The sequence below is a fragment of the Nakamurella sp. A5-74 genome (genome assembly GCF_040438885.1).
In the GTDB taxonomy this organism is placed as follows: Bacteria; Actinomycetota; Actinomycetes; order Mycobacteriales; family Nakamurellaceae; genus Nakamurella.
This window is the reverse complement of sequence record NZ_CP159218.1, coordinates 920,766-943,440: the sequence shown is the minus strand read 5'-3', so window position 1 is coordinate 943,440 and position 22,675 is coordinate 920,766. Positions and strand designations below refer to the sequence as shown.

Sequence of the window (22,675 nt, the reverse complement as noted above, 5' to 3'; positions counted from 1 at the left end):
GTCAGCGCTCGCCGGGCGCGGCCGGCGGCAGTGGCAGACCCATGTCGCCCAGCCCGAGCGCGTCCAGGTCGAACCCGCCGGTGGCATCACCGACGATGGCGTCGCGCTCCTCGGCTACCTGTCGCTGGGCATCGCGTACGGCGGCGACCACCAGGTCACCGAGGGTCTCGACGTCGTCAGGATCGATGGCGGCCGGATCGATGGTGACGGCTCGGAGCTCACCGTCGCCGGTGACCTCGGCGCGGACGAGGTTGCCGCCCGCGGTACCCGTGAAGCTCTGCTCGGCCAACGCAGCCTGGGCGCGTTGGACGGCGTCACCCATCTGCTGGGCCTTGAGGACGATCTGGGCCAGGTCTGGCATTCCGGGCTGCATCCGACTGACTCCCATCCGGCCCTCCCGGCGGAAGGGACTCGCCCTCCACAGTAGGAGATCCGGCCGACACGCGTGGTTTCGACACGGTACGACCCCGCAGGGCTGGCACTCTGGGCTCCATGCGTGTCCGCGTGGTGCCTGCTGCCCTGATCCCCGTCCTTGCTCTGGCCGTCGTGCTGAGCGGCTGTGGTACCTCGACATCGGCGGTGCCCGATCCGAGTGCGCTGCCGTCGGCGGTCTCCAGCAGCTCCGCGCCATCGGCGCCCGTCTCACCCACCATCACCGTGCCCGGCCTGAGTTCCCCGGCCTCGTCGAAGCCTTCCTCCAGCGCTCCGGCGAAGCCCTCGGCGTCGTCCTCCGCCAGCTCGTCGGCGTCCTCCGCCAGCTCGGCGTCGTCCTCCGCCAGCTCGTCGGCGGTCCCGCCGAGCACCAGGACCAGCCGGTCGACGATCCCGCCGGCCTCCACTCCCACGTCCACTCCCACGTCCACTCCCACGTCCACTCCCACGTCCACTCCCACGTCCACTCCCACGTCCACTCCCGCGACCACTCCCACGTCCACTCCGGCGACCACGAGTCCGACGAGCGCCCCGCAGCAGACCACCACCACCGAGACGACGACACCGACGCAGCCGACCACTGAACCTCCCGCGGAACCGACCAGCACTCCGCAGCCGCCCGCCACCCCCGCCGAGCCGATCAGCACGCCGGTCAAGCCCACCAGCACCGGCGGCGGCAGGATGACGAAGAAGATCGTCGTCATCGATCCTGGCCACAACGGTCAGAACTTCGAGCACCCGGAGATCATCAACAAGCAGGTGGACGCCGGCTTCGGTCAGCGCAAGGCCTGCAACACCACGGGCACCGAGACGAACGCCGGGTACACCGAGGCACTGTTCAACTGGAAGGTCTCCCTGCAGCTCAAGGCGGCACTGGAAGCCAGGGGGATCACGGTGGTGATGACCCGCGACTCCAACGACGGCGTCGGTCCCTGCGTCAACGACCGGGCGGCGATCGGCAACAACTCGGAGGCGGCCGCTGTCGTCTCCATCCACGGCGACGGTGACGACGCCTCGGCCAACGGTTTCTACGTGATGACCGCCGAACGTGACCCCGCCGGTTCGGCCACCGCTGCCCAGTCGGCGCGGCTGGCGGACGACGTCCGCAGCGGGCTGGTGAACACCGGTTTCTCCCCCAGCAACCACCTCGGTTCAGACGGGCTCTGGAAGCGTGGCGATCTCGCCGGCCTCAACCTGTCGCAGAAGCCGACCGTGATGGTCGAGATGGGCAACATGCGCAATGCGGGTGACGCCGAGACCATGTCGTCGGCGGACGGCCAGCAGCAGTACGCCGACGGTATCGCCGCCGGTGTCGTGCAGTACCTGATCGGCCGCTGAGGCGACGATGGCGCGGTCCTCGACGAAGAGGGCGGTAGCGGTAGCGCCGATCGTCGCGGGCGCGGCGATCACGGCCTACGACCTCATCCAGCGCAAGCACGCGATCCTCCGCAATTTCCCGGTGATCGGTCACCTGCGGTACCTGCTGGAGAAGGTCGGGCCCGAGCTGCGGCAGTACATCGTCACCGGTAACGACGAGGAGCGCCCGTTCTCCCGCGACCAGCGGCGGTGGATCTACGCCAGCGCGAAACGGGAGAACAACTACTTCGGTTTCGGTACCGACAACGATGTCGAACGTACCCCCGGCTACCCGATCATCAAGCACCGCACGCTGTCTGCGGTCGGCCCGCACACCGGCGTGCACGCCGGTGAGGACGTGGTCCTCCCGTCGGCGAAAGTGTTGGGAGCAGCCAGGAAGCGGGCGGGCGCGTTCCGTCCGCAGTCGATCGTCAACGTCTCCGGCATGAGCTTCGGGTCGCTGTCGGCGGCGGCGGTGACCGCACTCAACCGCGGAGTGGCCAAGGCCGGCTGCCTGCAGGACACCGGCGAGGGCGGACTGTCGCCCTACCATCGCAGCGGCGGTGATCTGGTGTTCCAGATCGGCACCGGTTACTTCGGGTGCCGCGACGAGCACGGTCGCTTCGACCTGCAGCGGCTGGTCGATCTGGTGGCGTCCGCACCGGTCAGGGCGATCGAGATCAAGCTCAGTCAGGGAGCCAAGCCCGGCCTCGGCGGACTGCTCCCCGGAGTCAAGGTGACCCAGGAGATCGCGGACATCCGCGGGATCCCGGTCGGCGTCGACTGTGCGAGCCCGTCCCGACACGCCGTCTTCAGCACCGTCGACGAGATGCTCGACTTCACCGAGACCGTCGCTGCCGCAACTTCACTGCCGGTGGGCATCAAGTCCGCTGTCGGAGACACCGAGTTCTGGGACCAGCTCGTTGCAGCGATGATCCCGGGTGACCGCGGGGTCGATTTCGTCGTGGTGGACGGCGGTGAGGGTGGCACCGGCGCCGCCCCCCTGGTCTTCACCGACAGCGTCTCGCTTCCCTTCCGCCTGGGCTTCCCGCGAGTCTTCCGCGCGTTCGCCGAGGCCGGGATCGACGACCGGGTGACGTTCATCGGCTCCGGCAAGCTCGGCCTGCCGGAGAACGCGATCGTGGCTCTGGCACTGGGCTGCGACATGGTCAACGTCGGCCGCGAGGCGATGATGGCGATCGGCTGTGTCCAGGCGCAGCGCTGCCACACCGACCACTGCCCCACCGGTGTGGCCACCCAGAACCGTTGGCTGCAGAGGGGTCTGGACCCGACGGACAAGGCGGAGCGCCTCGCCGACTACGTGCGCGCGCTCCGCCGGGACCTGCTCAAGGTGTCGGAGGCCTGCGGGGTTCCGCATCCGGCACTGATCCCGTTGGACGCCATCGAGATCCTCGACGGGCAGTCGAAAGCTGTACCGGCACCCGAGGTCTACGGGTATCGGCCTGGATGGGGCCTCCCGAGGGGGGCGCAGATGGACGCGTTGCTGGCGGCGCTCACCCACGACGGCGACGAGAACGCGACCACCCAGCACACGGACTGAGTCTGCGCCGACGGGGCGGTTCCATGACCAGGAGATAGCGCTCGATCGACATTCCGGCAGGACGTCCTGCCGGAATGCACATCGACGGGAACTTCCTCGTCAGTCACTCGCTCGCTCGGCAGAGCTGCCCGTACTCGTCCGCCAGGATGCCCATCAGCGTCTCGCCGTGGAAGGCACCGGCATGGAAGGTTGCTGCGCGGCGCTCACCCTCGATCACGAAGCCCGCCTTGGTGTAGCTGCGGATCGCGCGCCGGTTGTACGACCAGACCTGGAGTTCGATCTCGTGCAGACCCAGTTCCTCGAAGCCATAGCGAACCATCATCCGAGTGGCTTCGGTGCCCAGACCCTGCCCGACGTGGTCCGGACCCATCACGATCGCGAACGTCGCGATCCTCGCCGGTTGGTGTCGGCCATGCAGGGTGACGTGCCCGACGAGTTCTCCGCTGGTGGCCAGCGGTGACGCTGAAGCCAACACCCAGCTCACCGCCGGCATTCTGACTCCAGGTGCGGAACATCTCGACGGTCGACACCGAGGGCCTGGGCTGAACCACGAGCTGTTGTAGGGCAGCCCATTCCGGCTCCGCCCACCACTGCGCGAGCGCCGCCAGATCGTCGTCAGTGGTGGGGCGCAACACGATCCGCTCTCCGCCCAGCAGCGAGGCGCCGTACCGTTGAGCTTGCTCCGGTGTCGTCCATTGCGGCTGGGTCATCGACGGAGTCCAGATCTGGCCCGGATTCCCGGCGGACCGCACGGCTGCGCCCTGCTCACTTCAACCGCACTTGCGCGAGATCGACGATGCCGAACGGTCCCGTCGGCCAACTTCTCACCCGGGCAGCCACCCAGTCCGCCCGAGGCGCACCGGCGATCGGCACCATGACGGACGTGTCCACCAGCTTCTCGAGCATCACCGTGGCACCGGCGCGGCGCGAGCGGGGATCTCCCGCAGCGAACGTCCGGTCCGACATCTCCTCCACCTCTGAACGGTCCGCAACGGGCAGCAGCGACCGGTAGGCACCCCGGGGATCGAACCCGGAGACGTACTCCGCAGGGTCGAGATTGTCCGCGTAGAACGTCTCGACAGTGACGTCGTACCGGCCGGCGCGCAGCTTCTCGTAGAACTCGTCCGGGTCAGCGGCACTGGAGATGCTGGCACTGACTCCCACCCGGTCGAACTGACGCTGGACGACCCGCGCCTGTTCCAGATCGACCTCCCCGGTGTCACCCACCCCGATCACCAGAGGCTCGACCTTGCTGCCCTTCAACAGCTTTCTCGCCGCGGCGGCGCCGCCGCCAGGATGGTCGTAGGCCCCCAGACCCAGCACGCCGGGAGCGAGCGTCAGGCTCGGACGGGCCCCCATCAGGTCCGAGAGCGCCGTCGGGTCCAGAGCAGCGACCAGCGCACGGCGCACCTTCGGATCCCGAAGTCGCTGTCCGCCGGCCAACAGGTTGACGGTCGTCATGGTGTCCTCGGCCGCGACGATCCGACGCACCCCGGTGTCGCCGCCCATCTCGTCGCCGGCGGCCCCCACGACCACGTCGAGTCGACCGGCCCTCAGGTCCGAGACCGCAGCAGAGACCGTGGAGGTTTCGACCATCTCGATCACGTCCGGTCCGGCCGCCCCGGGATCCACGGCGGTGAGCCGGATCGTCCCGTCCTGGACCCCTGCGTAGCGGTAGGGCCCGGAGCCCACGGGGTCGTCGGTTCCGATCGAGTCCGGAGCGACGATGGAGAACGACACCTCGGAGAACAGATGCGGGAGGTTGGCAACACCCTCCTCGAAGCGAACCGTGACGGTCTGCTCGACCGCATCGCAGCCCAGGTAGTCGTTCCCCGAGAGGTACCAGTCCCAGCCGAGGTGGTCACCCTGCTCGGCCCAGGCATCAATGTTGGCGCAGATGGCCGACGCATCCACCGGGGTGCCGTCCTGGAACGTTCTCCCGGGCGCCAGGTGGAACATCCAGGTGCGTCCGCCGGACACCATCGACCAGGACGTGGCGAGATCGGGCCGGAGTTCGAGCGAGCCGGACTCGTACCGGGTCAGCGTGCGGAAGACCTGGCGCCACGCCAGGCCGGTGGGTCCGGCACCGGCAGTGGTCGGGGAGGTCTCGTCGGCGTAGAGGGCCGGGTTGCCGATCCTGAGGAGTTGGGACTCGTCGAGCGCCGGGGACGGCGACGGGGCCGGCCGCTGGGCCGCCCCGGTCGACGCGGTGACGGGCGGTGTCGCAGAACCGCCGCTGCTCACCGCGACAGCAGAGCGTGCCACCCCATCCACCACCGGTCCCGCGGCCACTCCCGCCACGAGAGCGGCAGCGGCGACCATCGCTACCACCCCACCGACCACCCAGGCTCTGCTGGCGCGCACCGATCTCCTCCCCCTGCCTCTGGTCCGGGATCCCGGCACACAGGTCCGGTCGTGATCAACACTCCCGCCCCGCCGGGTCAGTCCCGGTCGAGGAGATCCTGGACGAAGTATCGCAGCTCACCCACGTAGTCGTCCGGCACTTCGAGAGCTGCGAAGTGACCCCCTCGCGGCATCTTCGTGTAGCGCACCACCGTCGCCTGCCGCTCGCACCACTCCCTGGGTGACTGCGCCTCACGCGGGAAGATCGCGAAGCCGGTCGGCACCTCCACCCGCGCCGGCGTTGCACCCCAGGCACTTCCCGCCGACTGCGCCCAGTAGGCATCGGCAGCGGAGGCCGCGGAGTTGGTGAAGTGGTACAGGCTGAAGTTGACGAGCAGCTCGTCCCGTCCGCCGAACGCCGCCTCGACGTCATGCGCGTGGGCACCGGTGTCGATCAGGCCGAGCATGAATGCGGCCAGGCCGGCCGGCGAGTCCGCCAGACCCGGACCGACGATCTGCGGCTTCGTCGACTGCACCGCCGCGTACCCGCCCTGGGTGAACCACCATTGCTGGATGAAGTCGGCGTAGGCCCGTTCGTCAGCAGTCAGGCCGGGTTCGTTGCCGCTCGGATAGTCCGCATTGGTCAGGTGCAGCCCGATCAGTCGGTCGGGATGCCGCCGACCCATCGACAGGCCCACCCCTGACCCGATGTCGCCGCCGGCGAGCACGAACTTCTCGTGACCGAGCTCGGTCATCAAGGCTGCGAACAGATCGGCGACCGCGTCAGTGTGCAGCGCCGTGTTCCCGGAGAAGTGGAAGCCCGGCAACGAGGGTGCGATCACCTCGAAAGCCGGTCCCGACGTCGTGGGTTCGGTGAGCAGCGGGATCGCCGTCCGGAAGCGGAAAGGACTGTCCGGCCAGCCGTGCACCAGCAGGATGGGGATCGCCTCCGGGTCCGTGCTGGTGGCGTGCAGGTAGTGGATCCGAGACGGCTCGCTCGCGTCCCCGCCGGCCGACACCTCCGCGACGAACTGCGGGATCTCGTTCAACCGAGCCTGCGCTGCAGGCCAGTCGAAATCGTCCGCCCAGGCGCTGACCAGCTCACGCAGGTACTCCCCAGAGGTCCCGCGGGCGAAGTCGGTGTTGGGTGGGACCTCGGGGAATCGGGTCGACCTGAGTCGACGCTGCAGTTCGCTGACGTCGGTGGCGGGAATGTCGATGGTGAACGGTCTCGGGGTCATCACGTCGTCCTTCGGTCGGTGTTCAGGCAGTTCGTCCACCACCAACGCTAGGACCGAACCCGGTCAGCATCTGGCCAGGTTCAGCGGCAGAATGACGGGATGGACCGCATCACGCGCATGCTCGATCTCCTGCGCGCCAGGGAACGCACGACGACGGGCGAGCTCGCCGAGCAGCTCGGTGCGAGCGAGCGGACGGTGCGGCGCGATCTGGGGCAGATGTCGGAGCGCGGCGTCGAGGTGGCCGTCACCCCCGGGCGACATGGCGGGGTGCGGCTCGTACGGGATTCGAGCCTGCCGGCCCTGCGGTTCACCGACGAGGAGGCTCTCGCCCTCGCCCTCGCCCTCGCGCTCGGTGCCGCCGCCGGTGACTCCCGGCTGGCAGCTGCCGTGGCCGGCGCCCGGACCCGACTGAGCAGGGTGCTCTCCGACAAGTACGGGGCGGCGCTCGCGTCACTCGCCGATGTCGTGGCCGCGCAACAGATCAGCCTGTTGGGTGACGATCCCGTCGCCGACGCCCAGCTGCTCGCGTTGGCGCTGGCGACCGCACGTCGCCACCACGTGCAGATCGACTACCGCGGACCGACCGGGACTGCCAGCCGCCCGCTCGACCCGTACGGGGTGGTGCAGATGGCCGGGCATTGGTACGTCACCGGGTTCTGTGGTCTGCGACGCGCAGTCCGGACATTCCGGATCGACCGGATCACCCGTGTCCACGAGACCGATCTGCGGATCGTCGTACCCCCGGACTTCGACGCGCAGGCGACGGTCGCCGCCGGCATCCGCGGTTCGGGGACGGCAACACTGCGCTGCGAGGTGCTGTTCCTCGCCGCTGCCGAGGACGTTCGCGCGTTGGCTCCCGCACACCGGATGGAGATCCTGCCCGCACCCGCCGGAACCCCGGCGCCGGCGGTCGTCGGGGTGATCCGCGCCGAGCCCCGTCACCTGCGGGCAGTCGCGCTCATGCTGCTCGGAGCCGACCTCCCGCTGGAGATCATCGTTCCGGATGCCTTGCGGCAGAGGCTGTCTGCGGTCGCTCGTGATGCGGCGGCGATGGCCGGCAAGCGAGGAACGAGCGCGTCGGGACCCTCGCCGGCCTCCGGCCCACTCCTGCTGACGGATCTGGCCTAGATCACTTCCAGCGCCAGCTCATTCGGCTTGAGCTTCCCGGAGGCGATGTCGACCGCGTAGTGACAGGCAACCCGATGGCCCGGTTTGAGCTCGGTGAGCACCGGACGCTCGGTGTCGCACAGGGTGTCCTGCTTCCAGGGGCACCGGGTGTGGAACCGGCAGCCGGTGGGCGGGTTCGCCGGCGACGGGAGATCGCCGCGCAGGATGATCCGCTCGCGGCTGTCCTCCAGCACCGGATCGGGGACCGGGACAGCCGACATCAGCGCGCGGGTGTACGGATGCAGCGGTTCGGCATAGACGCTGGCCGACGGCGCCTCCTCGACCAGCGCACCGAGGTACATCACGCCGACCCGATCGGAGATGTGCCGGACGACGGCCAGGTCGTGGGCGATCACCAGATAGGTCAGGTTGCGCTCGATCTGCAGGTCCTCGAGCAGGTTGATCACCTGGGCCTGTACCGAGACGTCCAGCGCCGACACCGGTTCGTCGGCGACGATCAGATCGGGGTTCACGGTGAGCGCGCGGGCGATCCCGATCCGCTGACGCTGGCCGCCGGAGAACTCGTGGGGATACTTGCGCAGCGAGGAGGACGGCAGGCCCACCGAGCCGAGCAGCTCCCGCAACGCCTTGGACGTCTGCTGCTTGGTACCGGCCAGGTCGTGGGCCTTGAGCCCTTCCGTCAGGATGGATTCGACGCTCTGCCGCGGATCGAGCGATCCCAGTGGATCCTGGAAGACCATCTGCATCCGGCGGCGGGCCCGGCGCAGCTCCTCGTTCTTCAGACTCGCGATGTCGGTGCCGTCGAAGATCACCTTGCCGGACGTGGGTTCGGTGAGACGGAGGATGCCGCGACCCAGAGTGCTCTTGCCACAACCGCTCTCGCCGACCAGGCCGTAGGTCTCGCCCTTGCGCACGGCCAGCGAGACGCCGTCGACGGCGTAGACGTAGCCGATCGTGCGATCGAAGATGGCGCCGCGTTTGATGGGGAAGTGCACCTTGAGGTCATCGACCTCGAGCAGGATGTCCTCGGGCTTCAGATCGGCAGTGAGCGCCGACAGGGCGGCAGCACCCACCGACCCCTCGGCCACGTCTGCCTCGGTGGGCGCATCGGTCGGCGCCAGGCCCTCCACGTGCAGATCCGCGATGCGCTGTTCGAACTGCGGCTCGACCTGCTCCTCGTCCGGGCCGCTCATGCCGGCCCTCCCTTCGTCAGGACCGCGGTGCCGGCCGCGCTGTGACCGTCCGGTGCGACCGGGTTGTAGCAGCGCAACTGGTGCTCCAACCCGACGGGTGCCGGCTCCAGCGCGGGCGAGGAGACCCGGCAGGCCTCCACAGCGTTGTCGCACCGCGGAGCGAACGCGCAACCGGTGGACCACGGGATGTTGTCGGAAACGCTGCCGCGCACCGGGTTCAGTCGCTCGCCGACATCACCGTCCAGTCGCGGGATCGAGGCCAGCAGTCCGTTGGTGTACGGGTGCTGTGGGTGCGCGAAGAGCTCGTGCCGGTCGGCCCGCTCCACGATCCGGCCGCCGTAGAGCACGTTCACCTCATCGCACAGCCCGGCGACGACCCCGAGGTCGTGGGTGATCATGATCATCGCCGTCCCGTGCTCCCGCACGAGAGTGCTGAGCAGTGCCAGGATCTGCGCCTGGATGGTGACATCCAGTGCGGTCGTGGGTTCGTCCGCGATCAGCAGTCGTGGACGGCAGGCGAGCGCCATCGCGATCAGCGCCCGTTGACGCATGCCGCCGGAGAGTTGGTGCGGATACTCGCGCAGCCGACGGGCCGGGTCCGGGATGCCGACCTGCTCCAACAAATCCTTGGCTTCGCGTTCTGCCGCAGCACCTCTCATCCCCCGGTGCCGTTTGAGCACCTCGGTCACCTGCAACCCGATCGACACCACGGGATTGAGGCTGGACAGCGGGTCCTGGAACACCATCGCGACGTCGGCGCCGCGCTTGTCCCGCATCTGCGACTTCGACAGCGTGAGCAGATCGGTGCCGTCGAAACGTACCGAGCCCGTCACCTGGTTGCCGCGGCTGGGCAGCAACCGCATGATCGCGAGGCTGGTGACCGACTTGCCGCAGCCGGATTCGCCCACCAGGCCGACGGTGCGACCGGGATCGACGTCGAAGCTCACCCCGTCCACGGCGGTGAACGGCGCGACGCCGCGACGCCGGAACTCCACCTTCAGGTCTTCCACGGACAGCAGTGCCATCTCACTCACCGCCGGTTCTTGGGATCGAGGGCTTCACGCATCGACTCGCCGAGCAGCGTGAAACCGAGTGCCACGAACACGATGCAGCCGGCCGGCCAGAAGGCCAGCGACGGATAGGAGTCGATCCGCTGCTGCGCCTCGCCGAGCATCTGGCCCCATTCGGGTTGGGCGACGTCTTGGGAACCGAGACCGAGGAACGACAGCGCGGCCGCGTCGATGATCGACACCGCGACCACCAGGGTGGCCTGCACGATCACCGGGGAGAGCGAGTTGGGCAGCATGTGCCGCAGCACGATCGGGGTCCGCTTGACCCCGAGCGCCCTGGCTGCGAGCACGTGGTCGGACTCCCGCTGGGCGAGCATCTGTCCGCGCAGCAGCCGGGCGAACACCGGTACCTGCACAGTGGCGACGGCGATGATCACGCTGGTCTGGCTGGGGTTCTGGAACAGCGCCGCGACCGACACCGCCAGCAGCAGGCTGGGGATCGACAGCATCACGTCGACCAGGCGCATCACGACGGTGTCGACTGCGCCGCCGAAAGCGCCGGCCAGGGTTCCGAGGATGAGCCCGCCGGTGAGCCCGATCAACGTCGCCACCACGCCGACGATGAGCGTCTGCCTCGACCCGAGCACCAACCGGGAGAAGAAGTCGCGGCCCAGGGTGTCGCCGCCGAGCAGGAACCCCGGCTGCGGCGGTGCGAGTTGGTTGCGCGCCAACCGGGTCTGGCTGCGCAACAACAACTGTCCGGGATCGTGCGGGGCGATCAGGTTGGCGAAGATCGCCACCAGCACGAACAGCGAGATGATCACCGCGCCCACCCAGAACACCGGGTTGACCCGCAGTCGACGCCAGGCGTCCGCGATGATCGAGCCGCCGTCGGCGATGTCCTCGGGGTCGACGACGGCGGTGGCGGCCAGCGCGTCGATCTTGTCGCGCTTGTGGGTGATCAAGTTCTTCTGCTCCGGAGCCATGGTCCGCCTCACCGGGTCCTGATGCGCGGATCGATCAGGGCATACGACAGATCGACGAGCAGGTTGACGAGCATGTAGGTGGCGGCCGAGGCGAGCACCAGGATCTGCAGCACGGCGTAGTCGCGCTGTTGGAAGGCGATCGCCGTCGCCTGTCCGAGACCGGGGAAGGCGAACACGGTCTCGGTCAGCACCGCGCCGCCGAGCAGCGCGCCGACCTGCAGGCCGGCGACCGTGACGACCGGCAGCAGGGCGTTGCGCAGGATGTGGCGGCTGCGGATGGTGGAGGTCTTGAGCCCCTTCGCTTCCGCGGTACGGACGTAGTCCTCGTTCTGGACGTCCAGCACGGCACCCCTGGTGATCCGGAACAGCACCGCGAACGGAATGGTCCCGAGCGCGATCGAGGGCAGCAGCAGGTGCTTGAGGGCGTCCCAGGAGGCGTCCCACTCCCGGGTCAGCACCCCGTCCAGGACGAAGAACCCGGTCACGTCCGTCGCGTGGATGCCGGTGGTCGACCGGCCGCTGTCAGGCAGCCAGCCGAGCTTCACCGCGAAGATGTACTTGAGCAGGTAGGCAAGGAAGAACACCGGCACCGCGATGCCGACCAGCGAGCCGATGATCCCGACGTTGTCGAAGATGCTGCCCTTGCGGCGGGCGGTGAAGTAGCCGAGCGGAATACCCAGGACGAGCGCGAAGAGCAGTGCCCCGATCGTCAGTTCGATGGTGGCCGGGAGGCGGTGCAGGAAGACGTCGATGGCATCGCTGCCGGCCTCGACCGCCGAGGAGGTACCGAAATCGCCGCCGAGGATGCGGCCGACGTACTTGAAGTACTGGGTGGTGAGCGGCTGGTCGAGCCCCATCGCCGCGCGGAGAGTTGCGCGCTGCTGGGCGTTGCAGCGGTCGCCGCAGATGGCGCTGTCGGGACCACCCGGCAGCGACCTGAGCCAGAAGAACAACAGAACCGACAGGACGATCAGCACGACGACCAGTTGGGCCAGTCGCCTCACGGTGTAGCGGAGCAAGAGCGCGACACTCCTTCGTCAGGGTCGCGGTGGGTGCTGACCTGTCGGGGTCAGCACCCACCGCACTCAGATTGAGTTTCTACCCTGGAGTTCTCAGCCGGCGACCACGACGTGCGCGTAGTCCTCGTCGGTCAACGGCGAGGCGACGACCCCGCTGATGTCCTTGCCCAGGACGAGCGCGGGCGGAGCGTGCGAGATCGGGATGGCCGGAAGGTACTCGGCCATCAGCTTCTTGTTCAGCGCGACGTACAGCTCGTTGCGCTTGGTGGCGTCCGGCTCGGTGTCGGCCGCCGCGATCTCCGCGGAAAGCGTCGCACCCCAAGGGGCTGCCTTGGTGTAGAAGCGCGACAGCGGATCGGAGAAGAAGCTTCCGATGAAGTTGTCCGGTGTGTTGTAGTCACCGGTCCAGCCGAGCAGGAACAGGTCCGGGCGGTTGGCGTCGACATCGTCGAGGTAGCCACCGTTCCACGGCTTGGAGGTGACGTCCAGCTTGATGCCGACGGCCTCCAGATCGGCCGAGAACGCGGTGAAGACGTCCTTGGGGCTGGGCATGTACGGACGGGAGACCTCGGTCGGCCAGTAGAACTTCAGCGTCAGATCAGTGGCGCCGGCCTCCTGCAGCAGCTGCTTGGCCATGTCCGGGTTGTAGTCGTACTTCTGGACGTCCTCGGTGTATCCGTCGACGGTGTCCGGGTAGTACTCGAGCGCGACCTTGGCGCCCTCGGGCAGCTGCGAATCGACGAAGTCCTGCCGGTTCAGGGCGTAGGCGATCGCCTGCCGCACCTTGAGATCCTGCAGTTTGGGGTTGTTCTTCTGGTCGATGCCCAGGTACAGGACGTTGAAGGCCGGACGGATCAACAGGTTGTAGCCGTCCGCCTTGAGCGAGTCCCAGTCGGCCGGGTTGGGCAGGTCGTAGCCCTGGATGCTGCCGGACTGCAGAGCCTGCTTGCGGGCGGTCTCGTCCGGGATGATCTTGAAGATCAGCTTGGCGACGGTGGCCTTGGTACCCCAGTAGGCGTCGTTGCGGACCAGGGTGATCTCGCCGTTGGCCTTGTCGTAGCTCTCGAACTTCAACGGGCCGGTGCCGGTCGGGTGATCGGTCGCGTACTCGGGGTAGGTGAAGGCCTCGCCCGATGCCTTGACGTCGTTCGCCTTGTACTTCTCCAGCGCGGCCGGCGACTGGATGGAGTACGACGGCAGACCCAGGATCGCCGGGAACTTCGACGTCGCCCGGTTGATCTTGACCACGGCGTTGTCGCCGTCAGCGGTACACGAGACGTACAGCGACGGGACCTCCTTGCCGTCCTCGCCCTTCTGTCCCTTGAAGCCGCCCATGTTGTCCGACCAGTACTGCGCCTGCGTGGCGCCGGCACCCGTCTGGGTGTACATGCGGTCCAGGTTGTAGCAGACCGCCTTGGAATCCAGCGCGGTGTCGTCGGAGAACTTGACGCCCTGACGGATCTTGAAGGTCCAGGTCTTGCCGTCGGCCGTCTGCTCCCACGACTCGGCCAGCCTGGGCTCGATGTCGGCGGTGCCGGACTTGAAGCCGACCAGGCCCTCCATCATCTGCCGGACCGGGCGGAAGGTCTCGCCGTCGGTGGCGTACAGCGGATCGAACATCGAGGGGGCTGCAGCTGCACCGAAGATGAAGGTCGCATCGGAGTTGCCGGTGCCGCCTCCCGAGCTGGGGGGCGCGCCGGTTTCGGAGCCGCCGGTCGCCGATCCGCTGGTCTCCGATCCGCCGGTCGCCGATCCGCTGGTCTCCGATCCGCCGGTCTCGGATCCGCTGGTGGCTGGGCTGCCGGTTCCCGAATCGGCCGTGGTGGCCGTGCTGGAGCCGGTACCGGGAGCAGGGGTGTTGGAGCTGTCCGCATTCCGATCGGAGCTCGCACAGCTGGCGAGGCTGACAGCAACAGCCGCCACCATCCCAGCCGTGAGGATCCGATGACGCTGGGTTCTGAGCACTGTCGCTGCAACCTCTCGGTTCGGGCCGGCACGTCGGGTCACGGTGAACCGGCAGTGGACAGAACCTAAACGTCCTTCTCACCGATCTCCTAGCGCCCGCCCATCCCCGACACAGGATCGTTACGATGCCTGCGTGACCTCCACCCCCACTGCGCCCGCCGCCAGAGACCACACCGATCCCGGTCCGACCCAGGCGTGGCCTGGTCTGGACGCCGACCTGGCCGTCGCCGACCCCGAGGTCGCGGCGCTGATCGGGCAGGAACTGCACCGTCAGCAGTCGACCCTGGAGATGATCGCCTCCGAGAACTTCGCACCGCTCGCCGCCATGCAGGCGCAGGGCAGCGTGCTCACCAACAAGTACGCGGAGGGCTACCCGGGCCGCCGCTACTACGGCGGGTGCGAGTTCGTCGACCAGATCGAGACGCTGGCCATCGCACGGATCAAACAGATCTTCGGTGCCGGCTTCGCGAACGTCCAGCCGCACTCGGGAGCACAGGCCAACGCCGCCGTCATGCAGGCCCTGATCAAGCCGGGCGACACCATCCTCGGGCTCTCGCTCGCCCACGGCGGGCACCTCACGCACGGCATGCGGATCAACTTCTCCGGCCTGCTCTACAACGTGGTCGCCTACGAGGTGTCCAAGGAGGACCACCGGATCGACATGGACGCGGTGGCCGAGCTGGCCCGGACGCACCAGCCGAAGCTGATCATTGCCGGTTGGTCCGCCTACCCGCGGCAGCTCGACTTCGCCCGGTTCCGGGAGATCGCCGACGAGGTCGGTGCCTATCTGATGGTCGACATGGCGCACTTCGCCGGGTTGGTCGCTGCCGGGGTCCACCCGTCACCCGTGCCACACGCCCACGTCACCACCACGACCACGCACAAGACACTCGGCGGCCCCCGCGGCGGCGTCATCCTGACCAACGAGGCCGACCTCGCCAAGAAGATCAACTCGGCAGTCTTCCCCGGCCAGCAGGGCGGGCCTCTCGAGCACGTGATCGCCGCCAAGGCCGTGGCCTTCAAGATGGCGCAGGACCCGTCGTTCATCGAGCGCGCCCAACGCACGCTCGACGGCGCGAAGGCGCTCGCGGAGCGGCTGTCTGCGGACGACGTCAGCGCGGCTGGGGTGTCCGTGCTGACCGGCGGCACAGAGGTGCACCTGGTGCTGGTCGATCTGCGCCACTCCGACCTGGACGGCAAGCAGGCCGAGGACCGGCTGCACTCGGTCGGCGTCACCGTCAACCGCAACGCGGTGCCCTTCGACCCCCGTCCGGCGATGGTGACGTCCGGCCTGCGGATCGGCACGCCGGCGCTGGCCACCCGCGGACTGGACGACGCAGCGTTCGCCGAGGTCGCCGACATCATCGCCACCGCACTCATCGCCCCGGCCGGTGAACTCGACGACGCTCTCGCGAATTCGTTGCGGGCCAGGGTGAGTGCCGTCGCCGCGCGCTTCCCGCTGTACCCGACCCTGGGCTGAATCGTGCCGGGCGACGAGATCTGGCCGGCACCGGAGGATGAACGACATCCGGTCGATCCGGTGGTCCGGGCCCGGATCATGGACACGCTCGCCCGAGTCGAACGGGATCACGACGTCCGGATCCTGTTCGCCTGCGAGTCCGGCAGCCGCGGTTGGGGTTTCGCGTCCCCGGACAGTGACTACGACGTGCGTTTCCTGTACGCCGGTCGACTGGATGAGTACCTGCGGGTGTCCGCCCGCCGTGACGTGATCGAACTGCCGGTCGATGCCACCTATGACGTCAGCGGGTGGGATCTGCGCAAGGCCCTTCGCCTGCTCGGCCGCGGGAACGCGACCCTGTTCGAGTGGCTGCACTCACCGATCCGCTATCGCGCCGATGAGCAGTTCGTGGCTGAACTCGTGGCGGCAGCGGAGACCGCGCACCGGCCGGATCGGACCTACCACCACTACCTGCACATGGCCCGCAAGCACCTGCGCTCGGTCGTCGGCGTCGAGCAGGTCAAGTTCAAGCGGTACTTCTACACGCTGCGTCCGTTGCTGGCCGCCTCGTGGATCCAGCAGCACGGGACGCGGGCGCCGATGGTCTTCGAAGACCTGGTGGACCGACAGGTGACCGATCCGGTCGTGCTGGCGGCCATCCGAGAACTGCTGCAGCGAAAACGACGCGCCGGCGAGGCCGAGGTCACTGCGCCCGTCCAGGTGATCGAGGACTTCCTCGTCCGCACGGTGGCCGAGGTCGAAGCGGCAGCACCCCACCGGTCCCTCATCGACGTCGCGCCGCTGGACGGCCTGCTGGCCGGCACCCTCCGCCGACTGGACGACGCCGGCCGGCCCGGCGGAGGCGAGGATCCGGATGACCAGTTGGAGTGACGTCAGGAGCATCGTCAGCGCGTTGCCGGAGACCGACGAGCAGCCGTCCTGCGGCGGGCTGCCGAGTTGGCGGGTTGCGCGGCAAGCAGTTCTGCTGAGAGCGCGCGCTGTCCGGGCGGGATCGTCGGTATCTCGGTGCGGAACGGGCGCGGGCACTCGACCTCGCCGACCTGGTCGACCTCCCGGAACGGGAGCTGTTGGCGATCCACGGGGTCGGTCCGACGGCCGTCCGGATCCTGCTGGAGGGGGTGCAGCGCCGCACCTGACGGTGAGGGCCTCCCGGTCTCGTCGACCGGGAGGCCCTTCCAGTGCGGGTTCAGAGCATCAGGTCATCGCGGCTGGATGATCGCAAGATCGGCGACGTCGGCCAGCAGGAAGCGGCCGACGGTCTGCAGCCTGCCGGTTCCGAGATCGATCTTGTAGAGCGTCGAGTTCTTCGCCTTCGGCGCGCGCAGGGTGACCCAGCCGGCGTTGCCGACAGCGGCCCCGGCCGAGTCGACGGTCGTCGCAATGTCGAAGCCGGCGACGGACCCCGCTGACGTGCGCAACGCGCCGAGGGTCTTGAGGGTCCCGTCGTTCGCCGGGGTCTGCTCGACGAGCGTGTCATTGCGGGTGTCGATGTCGTAGAGCACGGTCGCCGTGCTCGCGACCAGATCATTGTTGACATACGCGGCCGCGGTGACGCCGGTGGCCGCGGCGCCGTTCAGGGTGAGGGGGACGTCGATGAGCGTGACGCCGCCAGCGTTCACGTTGTGCCTCAGGTTCTGTCCGGTGTCGCTGATCACCCGCAGGCGGTCGGCCGACGGGTTGAAGTCGACGCCGAAGTGCGTGCCGACCAGCGGAACGGTCAGCTGGAAGACCTTGCTGGCCTTGGTCTTCCGCAGGGCGAAGGTGTAGATGCCGCCGCGGTTGCCGACGCCGTAGACGGTGTTGTCCTGGACGCGGTAGTCGATGCCCACCAGGCGACTGTCGCCGCTCAGACCGCTGATCCGGCCGAGCGGAAGGGCCAGCGTCGGGAGGGACAGGGCGAAGACGGAGAGAGACTTACCGCTCGCCGAGAGACCGATGGCGGTACCGGTCGTGGTGAAGGTGGTCGGCGTGCTGGAGGCCGGCTGTGCTGCCGGGCTCGCTGCTGCCACGGGTGCCACGGCGCCAGCCAGCACGGCAGCGGCGCAGACGGCGGTGGCCTTGCGGATCAACGTGGACATGGGAAAACCTCCCGATCGGGGTCGGCAACTGTTGCCGGCGTCAGGAGTGGATACGGCTGGCACGGCGAGACCGTTCAGCGCCGGTCGATTGCGGGGCAATGGACGCACCCACGCCCGTCCGCCGATGGTCCTCACCGCGGTGTGAGCCGGTTGTCGACGACGTGTCGGTGGGACGTCCTAAGCTGCAGGACATGGGTGGACGATGAGCAAGAGCGATGCCATGCGCGCGATGCGGGAAGCGAAGTACGCCCGGACCAGCCTCAGCGCCCCGAGCCGCCGTGAATCCCCGGCCCCTGATGAGGTGCCTGCCGCGGCGGCGGTTCCTGGAGCTGCGGTCACCACTTCGCCGAAGACCGGGCAGGCTCGGGCCAAGGCTGCGCCGTCAGCGAAGGCAGCTCCCGCTCCGACGCCCCCGACTTCCGCTGCCGCGCCCGAGGAGGAGCGCTGCGGCCACAAGTCGATGAACGGTCGGGCATGCACCCGCGAGTCAGGTCACCCCGAGAAGAGTCACCGCTACAGCTGAGCCGGTGTCACCGGGGACTGCTCGCGTCCTGCCACGAGCACCAGGGCGAGCAGTCCACCCAGGACGCAGAGCCCACTCGAGATCAGCATGGCGTGGTGGAACCCGGCGGACAGCTCGGACGGCCGGTCGTAGGCAACGGGAGTGATGCCGGCCAGCCCCGGCAGTACGGCCACCGCGAGCAACCCGGCGACCCGCGCGATGTCGTTGTTCACAGCAGACGCGATGCCCACCTGCCGGGGCGGGGCAGAGGCGAGGGCGGTGGCCGTCAGCGGAGCGACGGTGGCCGCGAGTCCCAGGCCGAAGACGATCACGGCGGGCAGCACGTCGGCCCAGTACGACGCGTCGATGTCGACCCGGAGCAACAGCACGAGGCCGATTCCCGCGGCGATCGGTCCGACCGTCATCGGAACACGAGGTCCGATCCGGGTGGCCAGCCTGCCCGCCCGTGCCGAGAGCAGCAGCATGATCACCGTCACCGGCAGTAGCGCACTCCCTGCGGCGACCGGTGTGAAGCCTGAGACCCGTTGCAGCTGAACCGGAATCAGGAACAATGCTCCACCGAGCGCGCCGTACACCACGAAGGTGACGACGTTGGCGGCGGTGAACTGCCGTTCCCGGAACAGCGACAGCGGCATCATCGGGTGACGCCCGCGCGCCTCGACCAGGACGAACCCGGCGAGCAGCACGACGCCGGCGACGAGCAGCACGACGAGGACGGACGGCCACTGTCTGCTCGCGCCCTCGGTGAGGGCATAGACGGTGAGCCCGAGGCCCGCGGCAGCGAGCAGGACGCCCCGGACGTCGTAGTGCGGGTCCGCCTCGTCGTCCCTGGTCTCGGGAATGTGGCGCCCCGCCAACCAGATGACGATCACCGCCAACGGGATGTTGATCAGAAAGATCAGTCGCCAGCCCCAAGGCGCCACCCCGACCAGCACCCCGCCGACCACCGGACCGATCGCGGTGGCGATGCCGCCGAGCCCGGACCACGACCCGACAGCGGCCGCCCGATCCTCCCGTCGGAACACCGCCTCGAGAATCGCCAGCGAGCCGGGCGTGAGCAGCGCCGCCCCGACTCCCTGGAGCAACCGCATCCCGATCAGCACGCCCACGTTCGGGGCCACCGCACACCCGATCGAGGCGATCGTGAACCACACGATCCCGATGACGTAGACCCGGCGGCGACCCAGATGATCGCCCAGCGAGCCGCCGAGCAGCAGCAGCCCGGCAAGGCTGAGGGTGTACGCGTTGACCGTCCACTGCAGCGCGGTGAGTCCGGCACCCAGGTCGCTGCCGATGCGGGGCAGCGCGACGCCCACGACGGTGCCGTCGAGCATGGCCATCCCGCTGCCCAGGATGGTCGCGGCCAACACCCCACGACCCTGTCGGGATCTCAGGACCAGACCACCGTCGTTGGCGCTCACGCTGATCCGACCGCACCGGCGCGGGCCGTGGCGTCGAGGTAGGCGGCCTCGAGCTGCGCCGCCACCGACGGCCTTGTCGGATCCGGTCGGGCGATCCCGAGATGCCGTTCCCGGAGTTCCGCCATGAAGTCGTCCCACAGCGGACGGCCGCCGAGATACAGCAATTCGGCGCGGACCCGCAGCGCCTCGCTGGTCGGCAGATGCCGCACGCCCCACCAGCCCAGCTCGGCCAGCACGGGGACGAGCTCGATGGCAGCATCCGCCAGGCTGTACGCCGCACGTCGACCGGCGCCGGCGTCGGCACGGGTGAGCAGGCCGGCTGCCACGAGCTCGCGCAATCGGGCCGCGAGGATGTTCGACGCGATCCCCTCCTCCGACTCGCGCAGGAGCTCGCGGAAGTACCGACGGTCCCCGAACATCACGTCGCGCACCACGATGAGCGACCAGCGGTTTCCCAGCACTTCGACCGCCGCGTTGATCGGACATCCCGAGCGTGGCTCGTCGACCATGGAGCATCCTTTCGACGGCTGACTGGTTGCAAACTACCATCAGTCGTTCTACGGTACTGATTGCAATCCGCAAGCACTGTGCCCACCCGAAGGAGCGCCATGATCACCCAAGTTCTCGCCCAGGCCACCGTCACCGATCTCGACCGTGCACGGAACTGGTACGACCGTCTCTTCGAGCGCAGCCCGGATGCGAATCCGATGCCGGGCCTGCTCGAATACCACCTCGGCGAGTCGTTCGGCGTCCAGGTGTGGCTCGAACCCGACCGCGCCGGCCACTCGTCCGTCGTGCTGACCGAGACCGACCTCGACGGGGCCGCCGCCCGGCTGCGGGAGGTCGGCCTCACCGACTCCGATGCGGGGCCGATCAGCTCGGGTCGCGCCCTGATGTTGACCGATCCCGACGGCAACCGTGTCGTGCTCGTCGGCGCCTGAGCTTCCAGCGGCACAGCGCCCGGCGCTGCACTGGGATCAGATCCGGTCAGCGCCGCGAATCGATGACCCCGGTGTCGAAACCGGCCAGGTGCAGGCCGCCGTGGAAGCGCGCGTGTTCGATCTTCAGGCAGCGGTCCATGACGACGGCCATCCCGGCCTTCTCGGCACCGGCCGCGACGCCCTCGTGCCACAACCCGAGCTGCAGCCAGATGGTCCCGGCTCCGACGTCGATGCTCTCCTGCAGCACGGTCGGCAGATCGTCGTGCTTGCGGAAGACGTCGACGATGTCCGGCGTGACACCGGATTCTCTCAATGCGGCCAGGCTGGGAAGGACCTCGCGTCCGAGGATCTGCTTGCGCCCTGCCAGCACCGGATTCACGAAGTGCACCTCGAAATCCGTGGACGAGAGCAGGTACGTCGACACGAAGTAGGACGCCCGCTCCGACTTGTCGCTGGCCCCGACGATCGCGATCGACTTCGCTCCCTGCAGGATCTGCAGGCGGCGCTGCGCCGACGGCCCCTGCCAGCTGCGTGCGTGCTCGCTCATACCGATTCCTGTCCCAGCTCGTGGTTCGCGGACCCAGCGGTCGTTTCTGGCCAGGAGTTCGCGGACCCAGCGGTCGTTTCCGATCCCGTCGCCACCGTGAGGGCCTGGTCGATGTCCCAGAGGATGTCGTCGACGTCCTCGAGGCCGACGGACAACCGGATCAGGTCCTCCGGGACGCCGGCCGCCGAGAGCTGCTCGGGTGAGAGCTGGCGATGGGTGGTCGACCCCGGGTGCAGCACCAGCGTGCGCGAGTCGCCGACGTTGGCCAGGTGCGAGCAGACCTGCAGCGCCTCGATGAACCGCTCTCCCGCAGCTCGTCCGCCGCGGACGCCGAAGGAGTAGACGGATCCCGGGCCCTGCGGGAGGTACCGCTGGGCCCGCTCGAAATGCGGATGGTCCTGCAGTCCGGCGTAGTTGACGTAGGACACCCGCTCGTCGGCGGCCAGCCAGCGGGCGACGGTGGCAGCGTTGGCGATGTGCTCGTCCATCCGCTGCGGCAACGTCTCGACGCCCTGCAACAGCTGGAACGCCGACTGCGGCGACAGCGCAGGGCCGATGTCACGGAGCTGCTCGCTGCGCAGTTTCGTCAGGAAGCCGTACTCGCCGAAGTTGCCCCACCAGGACACGCCGCCGTAGGAGGCGACCGGTTCCGTCATCTGCGGGAAGCGGCCGTTGTCCCAGGGGAACCGGCCGGATTCGACCACCACGCCGCCCAGCGTGGTGCCGTGCCCACCCAGGAACTTGGTGGCCGAGTGGATGACGATGTCGGCTCCGAACTCGATGGGCCGCAACAGGTACGGGGTGTTGAGCGTCGCGTCGACGATCAACGGCACACCGGCAGCATGGGCGACTTCGGCGAGCGCCGCCAGGTCGGCGATCTCACCCGACGGGTTGGCGATCACCTCGGTGTAGACGGCCTTGGTGTTCTCCCGGATCGCGGCGGCGTAATCCGCCGGGTCGGTCCCCCGGACGAAGGTGGTCTCCACCCCGAACCGTCGAAGTGTCACATCCAGCTGGGTGATGGTTCCGCCGTAGAGCTGCGCGGCGGCGACGATGTGGTCGCCCGCACCCGCCAATGCGGCAAAGACCAGGAACTCGGCACTCATCCCGGACGCCGTGGCGACCGCCCCGATGCCACCCTCCAACGACGCCATCCGCTCCTCGAATGCAGCCACTGTCGGATTGCTGATCCGGGAGTAGATGTTGCCGTACTTCTGCAGGGCGAAGAGGTTCCCGGCGTCGGCGGTGTCGGCGAAGACGAACGAGGTGGTCTGGTAGATCGGGACCGCTCTGGCCCCGGTCGTCGGATCCGGCCGCCCGCCGGCGTGCAATGCCCGGGTACGGAAGCCGAACTGCCGGTCTGCCATCGTGGGCCTCTCGATCGGGGACCGCGGCGCCCTGACCGCCGGTCTCTGCTTCCAGTGTAGGAAGCGCGCCGCAGAACCTGCTCG

Annotated in this window: 23 protein-coding genes; 8 read left to right on the top strand and 15 right to left on the bottom strand. The window is 68.6% G+C overall.

Features of this window, described 5'->3' with window-relative positions; all coding sequences use genetic code 11:
- Position 1: 1 nt before the first annotated feature.
- Entirely contained in the window at positions 2-361 is a 360-nt protein-coding gene (locus ABLG96_RS04285) for a YbaB/EbfC family nucleoid-associated protein (protein ID WP_353650177.1), read from the bottom strand.
- Positions 315-1,136, bottom strand: coding sequence for a hypothetical protein (locus ABLG96_RS04280; RefSeq protein ID WP_353650176.1), 822 nt, complete (start codon positions 1,134-1,136; stop codon positions 315-317). The genes ABLG96_RS04285 and ABLG96_RS04280 overlap by 47 nt, the downstream gene beginning before the upstream one ends.
- Between ABLG96_RS04280 and ABLG96_RS04275 the strand changes: the two genes are divergently transcribed.
- Positions 1,114-1,770, top strand: coding sequence for an N-acetylmuramoyl-L-alanine amidase (locus ABLG96_RS04275; protein WP_353650175.1), 657 nt, complete (start codon positions 1,114-1,116; stop codon positions 1,768-1,770). The two genes, ABLG96_RS04280 and ABLG96_RS04275, sit on opposite strands and share 23 nt — an antisense overlap.
- A gap of 7 nt (positions 1,771-1,777) precedes the next feature.
- A complete protein-coding gene (locus ABLG96_RS04270; protein ID WP_353650174.1) occupies positions 1,778-3,349 on the top strand; it encodes an FMN-binding glutamate synthase family protein in 1,572 nt (523 codons plus the stop codon).
- A 103-nt stretch (positions 3,350-3,452) separates the two neighbouring features.
- Here the strand turns inward: ABLG96_RS04270 and ABLG96_RS04265 are convergent, their stop codons facing one another.
- The 3 genes from ABLG96_RS04265 to ABLG96_RS04255 form a co-directional block, all read right to left on the bottom strand.
- Positions 3,453-3,833: a GNAT family protein gene (locus ABLG96_RS04265; RefSeq protein ID WP_353650173.1), complete on the bottom strand. Its 381-nt coding sequence runs from the start codon at positions 3,831-3,833 to the stop codon at positions 3,453-3,455.
- Between the two features lie 281 nt (positions 3,834-4,114).
- Positions 4,115-5,713 carry an ABC transporter substrate-binding protein gene (locus ABLG96_RS04260; RefSeq protein WP_353650172.1) on the bottom strand — a complete coding sequence of 533 codons (1,599 nt, stop codon included), beginning with the start codon at positions 5,711-5,713 and terminating at the stop codon, positions 4,115-4,117.
- 77 nt (positions 5,714-5,790) lie between these two features.
- Positions 5,791-6,933: an epoxide hydrolase family protein gene (locus ABLG96_RS04255; RefSeq protein WP_353650171.1), complete on the bottom strand. Its 1,143-nt coding sequence runs from the start codon at positions 6,931-6,933 to the stop codon at positions 5,791-5,793.
- A 99-nt stretch (positions 6,934-7,032) separates the two neighbouring features.
- Here ABLG96_RS04255 and ABLG96_RS04250 point away from each other — a divergent pair, with 99 nt between their 5' ends.
- Positions 7,033-8,061: a WYL domain-containing protein gene (locus ABLG96_RS04250; protein ID WP_353650170.1), complete on the top strand. Its 1,029-nt coding sequence runs from the start codon at positions 7,033-7,035 to the stop codon at positions 8,059-8,061.
- Here the strand turns inward: ABLG96_RS04250 and ABLG96_RS04245 are convergent.
- From ABLG96_RS04245 to ABLG96_RS04225, 5 genes are all read right to left on the bottom strand, one after another.
- Complete coding sequence (locus tag ABLG96_RS04245) at positions 8,058-9,083, bottom strand: oligopeptide/dipeptide ABC transporter ATP-binding protein (RefSeq protein WP_353651374.1); 1,026 nt, start codon at positions 9,081-9,083, stop codon at positions 8,058-8,060. The two genes, ABLG96_RS04250 and ABLG96_RS04245, sit on opposite strands and share 4 nt — an antisense overlap.
- Before the next feature lie 167 nt (positions 9,084-9,250).
- Positions 9,251-10,279: an ABC transporter ATP-binding protein gene (locus ABLG96_RS04240; protein WP_353651373.1), complete on the bottom strand. Its 1,029-nt coding sequence runs from the start codon at positions 10,277-10,279 to the stop codon at positions 9,251-9,253.
- 5 nt (positions 10,280-10,284) lie between these two features.
- Positions 10,285-11,250, bottom strand: a complete 966-nt coding sequence (locus ABLG96_RS04235) for an ABC transporter permease (RefSeq protein ID WP_353650169.1) — start codon at positions 11,248-11,250, stop codon at positions 10,285-10,287.
- A gap of 8 nt (positions 11,251-11,258) precedes the next feature.
- A complete protein-coding gene (locus ABLG96_RS04230; protein ID WP_353650168.1) occupies positions 11,259-12,269 on the bottom strand; it encodes an ABC transporter permease in 1,011 nt (336 codons plus the stop codon).
- 93 nt (positions 12,270-12,362) lie between these two features.
- Positions 12,363-13,889, bottom strand: a complete 1,527-nt coding sequence (locus tag ABLG96_RS04225) for an ABC transporter substrate-binding protein (protein WP_353650167.1) — start codon at positions 13,887-13,889, stop codon at positions 12,363-12,365.
- A gap of 25 nt (positions 13,890-13,914) precedes the next feature.
- Between ABLG96_RS04225 and ABLG96_RS04220 the strand changes: the two genes are divergently transcribed.
- The 3 genes from ABLG96_RS04220 to ABLG96_RS04210 all read left to right on the top strand — a co-directional run bounded on the left by ABLG96_RS04220 (position 13,915) and on the right by ABLG96_RS04210 (position 16,584).
- A complete protein-coding gene (locus tag ABLG96_RS04220) occupies positions 13,915-14,217 on the top strand; it encodes a hypothetical protein (protein ID WP_353650166.1) in 303 nt (100 codons plus the stop codon).
- A 222-nt stretch (positions 14,218-14,439) separates the two neighbouring features.
- Positions 14,440-15,714, top strand: coding sequence for a serine hydroxymethyltransferase (gene glyA, locus ABLG96_RS04215; RefSeq protein WP_353651372.1), 1,275 nt, complete (start codon positions 14,440-14,442; stop codon positions 15,712-15,714).
- Positions 15,715-15,717: 3 nt separating this feature from the next.
- On the top strand, positions 15,718-16,584 hold the full coding sequence (locus tag ABLG96_RS04210; protein ID WP_353650165.1) for a nucleotidyltransferase domain-containing protein: 867 nt from the start codon (positions 15,718-15,720) through the stop codon (positions 16,582-16,584).
- Positions 16,585-16,913: 329 nt separating this feature from the next.
- Here ABLG96_RS04210 and ABLG96_RS04205 read toward each other — a convergent pair whose 3' ends face one another.
- Positions 16,914-17,792: a DUF4394 domain-containing protein gene (locus tag ABLG96_RS04205; protein ID WP_353650164.1), complete on the bottom strand. Its 879-nt coding sequence runs from the start codon at positions 17,790-17,792 to the stop codon at positions 16,914-16,916.
- A gap of 202 nt (positions 17,793-17,994) precedes the next feature.
- Between ABLG96_RS04205 and ABLG96_RS04200 the strand changes: the two genes are divergently transcribed.
- Positions 17,995-18,315: a hypothetical protein gene (locus tag ABLG96_RS04200; RefSeq protein ID WP_353650163.1), complete on the top strand. Its 321-nt coding sequence runs from the start codon at positions 17,995-17,997 to the stop codon at positions 18,313-18,315.
- On the opposite strand, the gene ABLG96_RS04195 is transcribed toward ABLG96_RS04200, so the two are convergent.
- Together ABLG96_RS04195 and ABLG96_RS04190 are read right to left on the bottom strand one after the other, a co-directional pair.
- Positions 18,306-19,736: an MFS transporter gene (locus ABLG96_RS04195; RefSeq protein WP_353650162.1), complete on the bottom strand. Its 1,431-nt coding sequence runs from the start codon at positions 19,734-19,736 to the stop codon at positions 18,306-18,308. The genes ABLG96_RS04200 and ABLG96_RS04195 overlap by 10 nt on opposite strands.
- Positions 19,733-20,245 carry a helix-turn-helix domain-containing protein gene (locus tag ABLG96_RS04190; RefSeq protein ID WP_353650161.1) on the bottom strand — a complete coding sequence of 171 codons (513 nt, stop codon included), beginning with the start codon at positions 20,243-20,245 and terminating at the stop codon, positions 19,733-19,735. Before ABLG96_RS04190 ends, ABLG96_RS04195 begins: the two co-directional genes overlap by 4 nt.
- A gap of 99 nt (positions 20,246-20,344) precedes the next feature.
- On the opposite strand from ABLG96_RS04190, the gene ABLG96_RS04185 reads away from it, so the two are divergent.
- Entirely contained in the window at positions 20,345-20,677 is a 333-nt protein-coding gene (locus ABLG96_RS04185; protein ID WP_353650160.1) for a VOC family protein, read from the top strand.
- A 46-nt stretch (positions 20,678-20,723) separates the two neighbouring features.
- Here the strand turns inward: ABLG96_RS04185 and ABLG96_RS04180 are convergent, their stop codons facing one another.
- The gene (locus ABLG96_RS04180) at positions 20,724-21,224 is read right to left on the bottom strand and encodes a CoA-binding protein (protein WP_353650159.1); all 501 of its coding nucleotides are present in this window, start codon (positions 21,222-21,224) and stop codon (positions 20,724-20,726) included.
- Entirely contained in the window at positions 21,221-22,591 is a 1,371-nt protein-coding gene (locus ABLG96_RS04175; protein ID WP_353650158.1) for an O-acetylhomoserine aminocarboxypropyltransferase/cysteine synthase family protein, read from the bottom strand. The genes ABLG96_RS04180 and ABLG96_RS04175 overlap by 4 nt, the downstream gene beginning before the upstream one ends.
- Between the last annotated feature and the right edge of the window lie 84 nt (positions 22,592-22,675).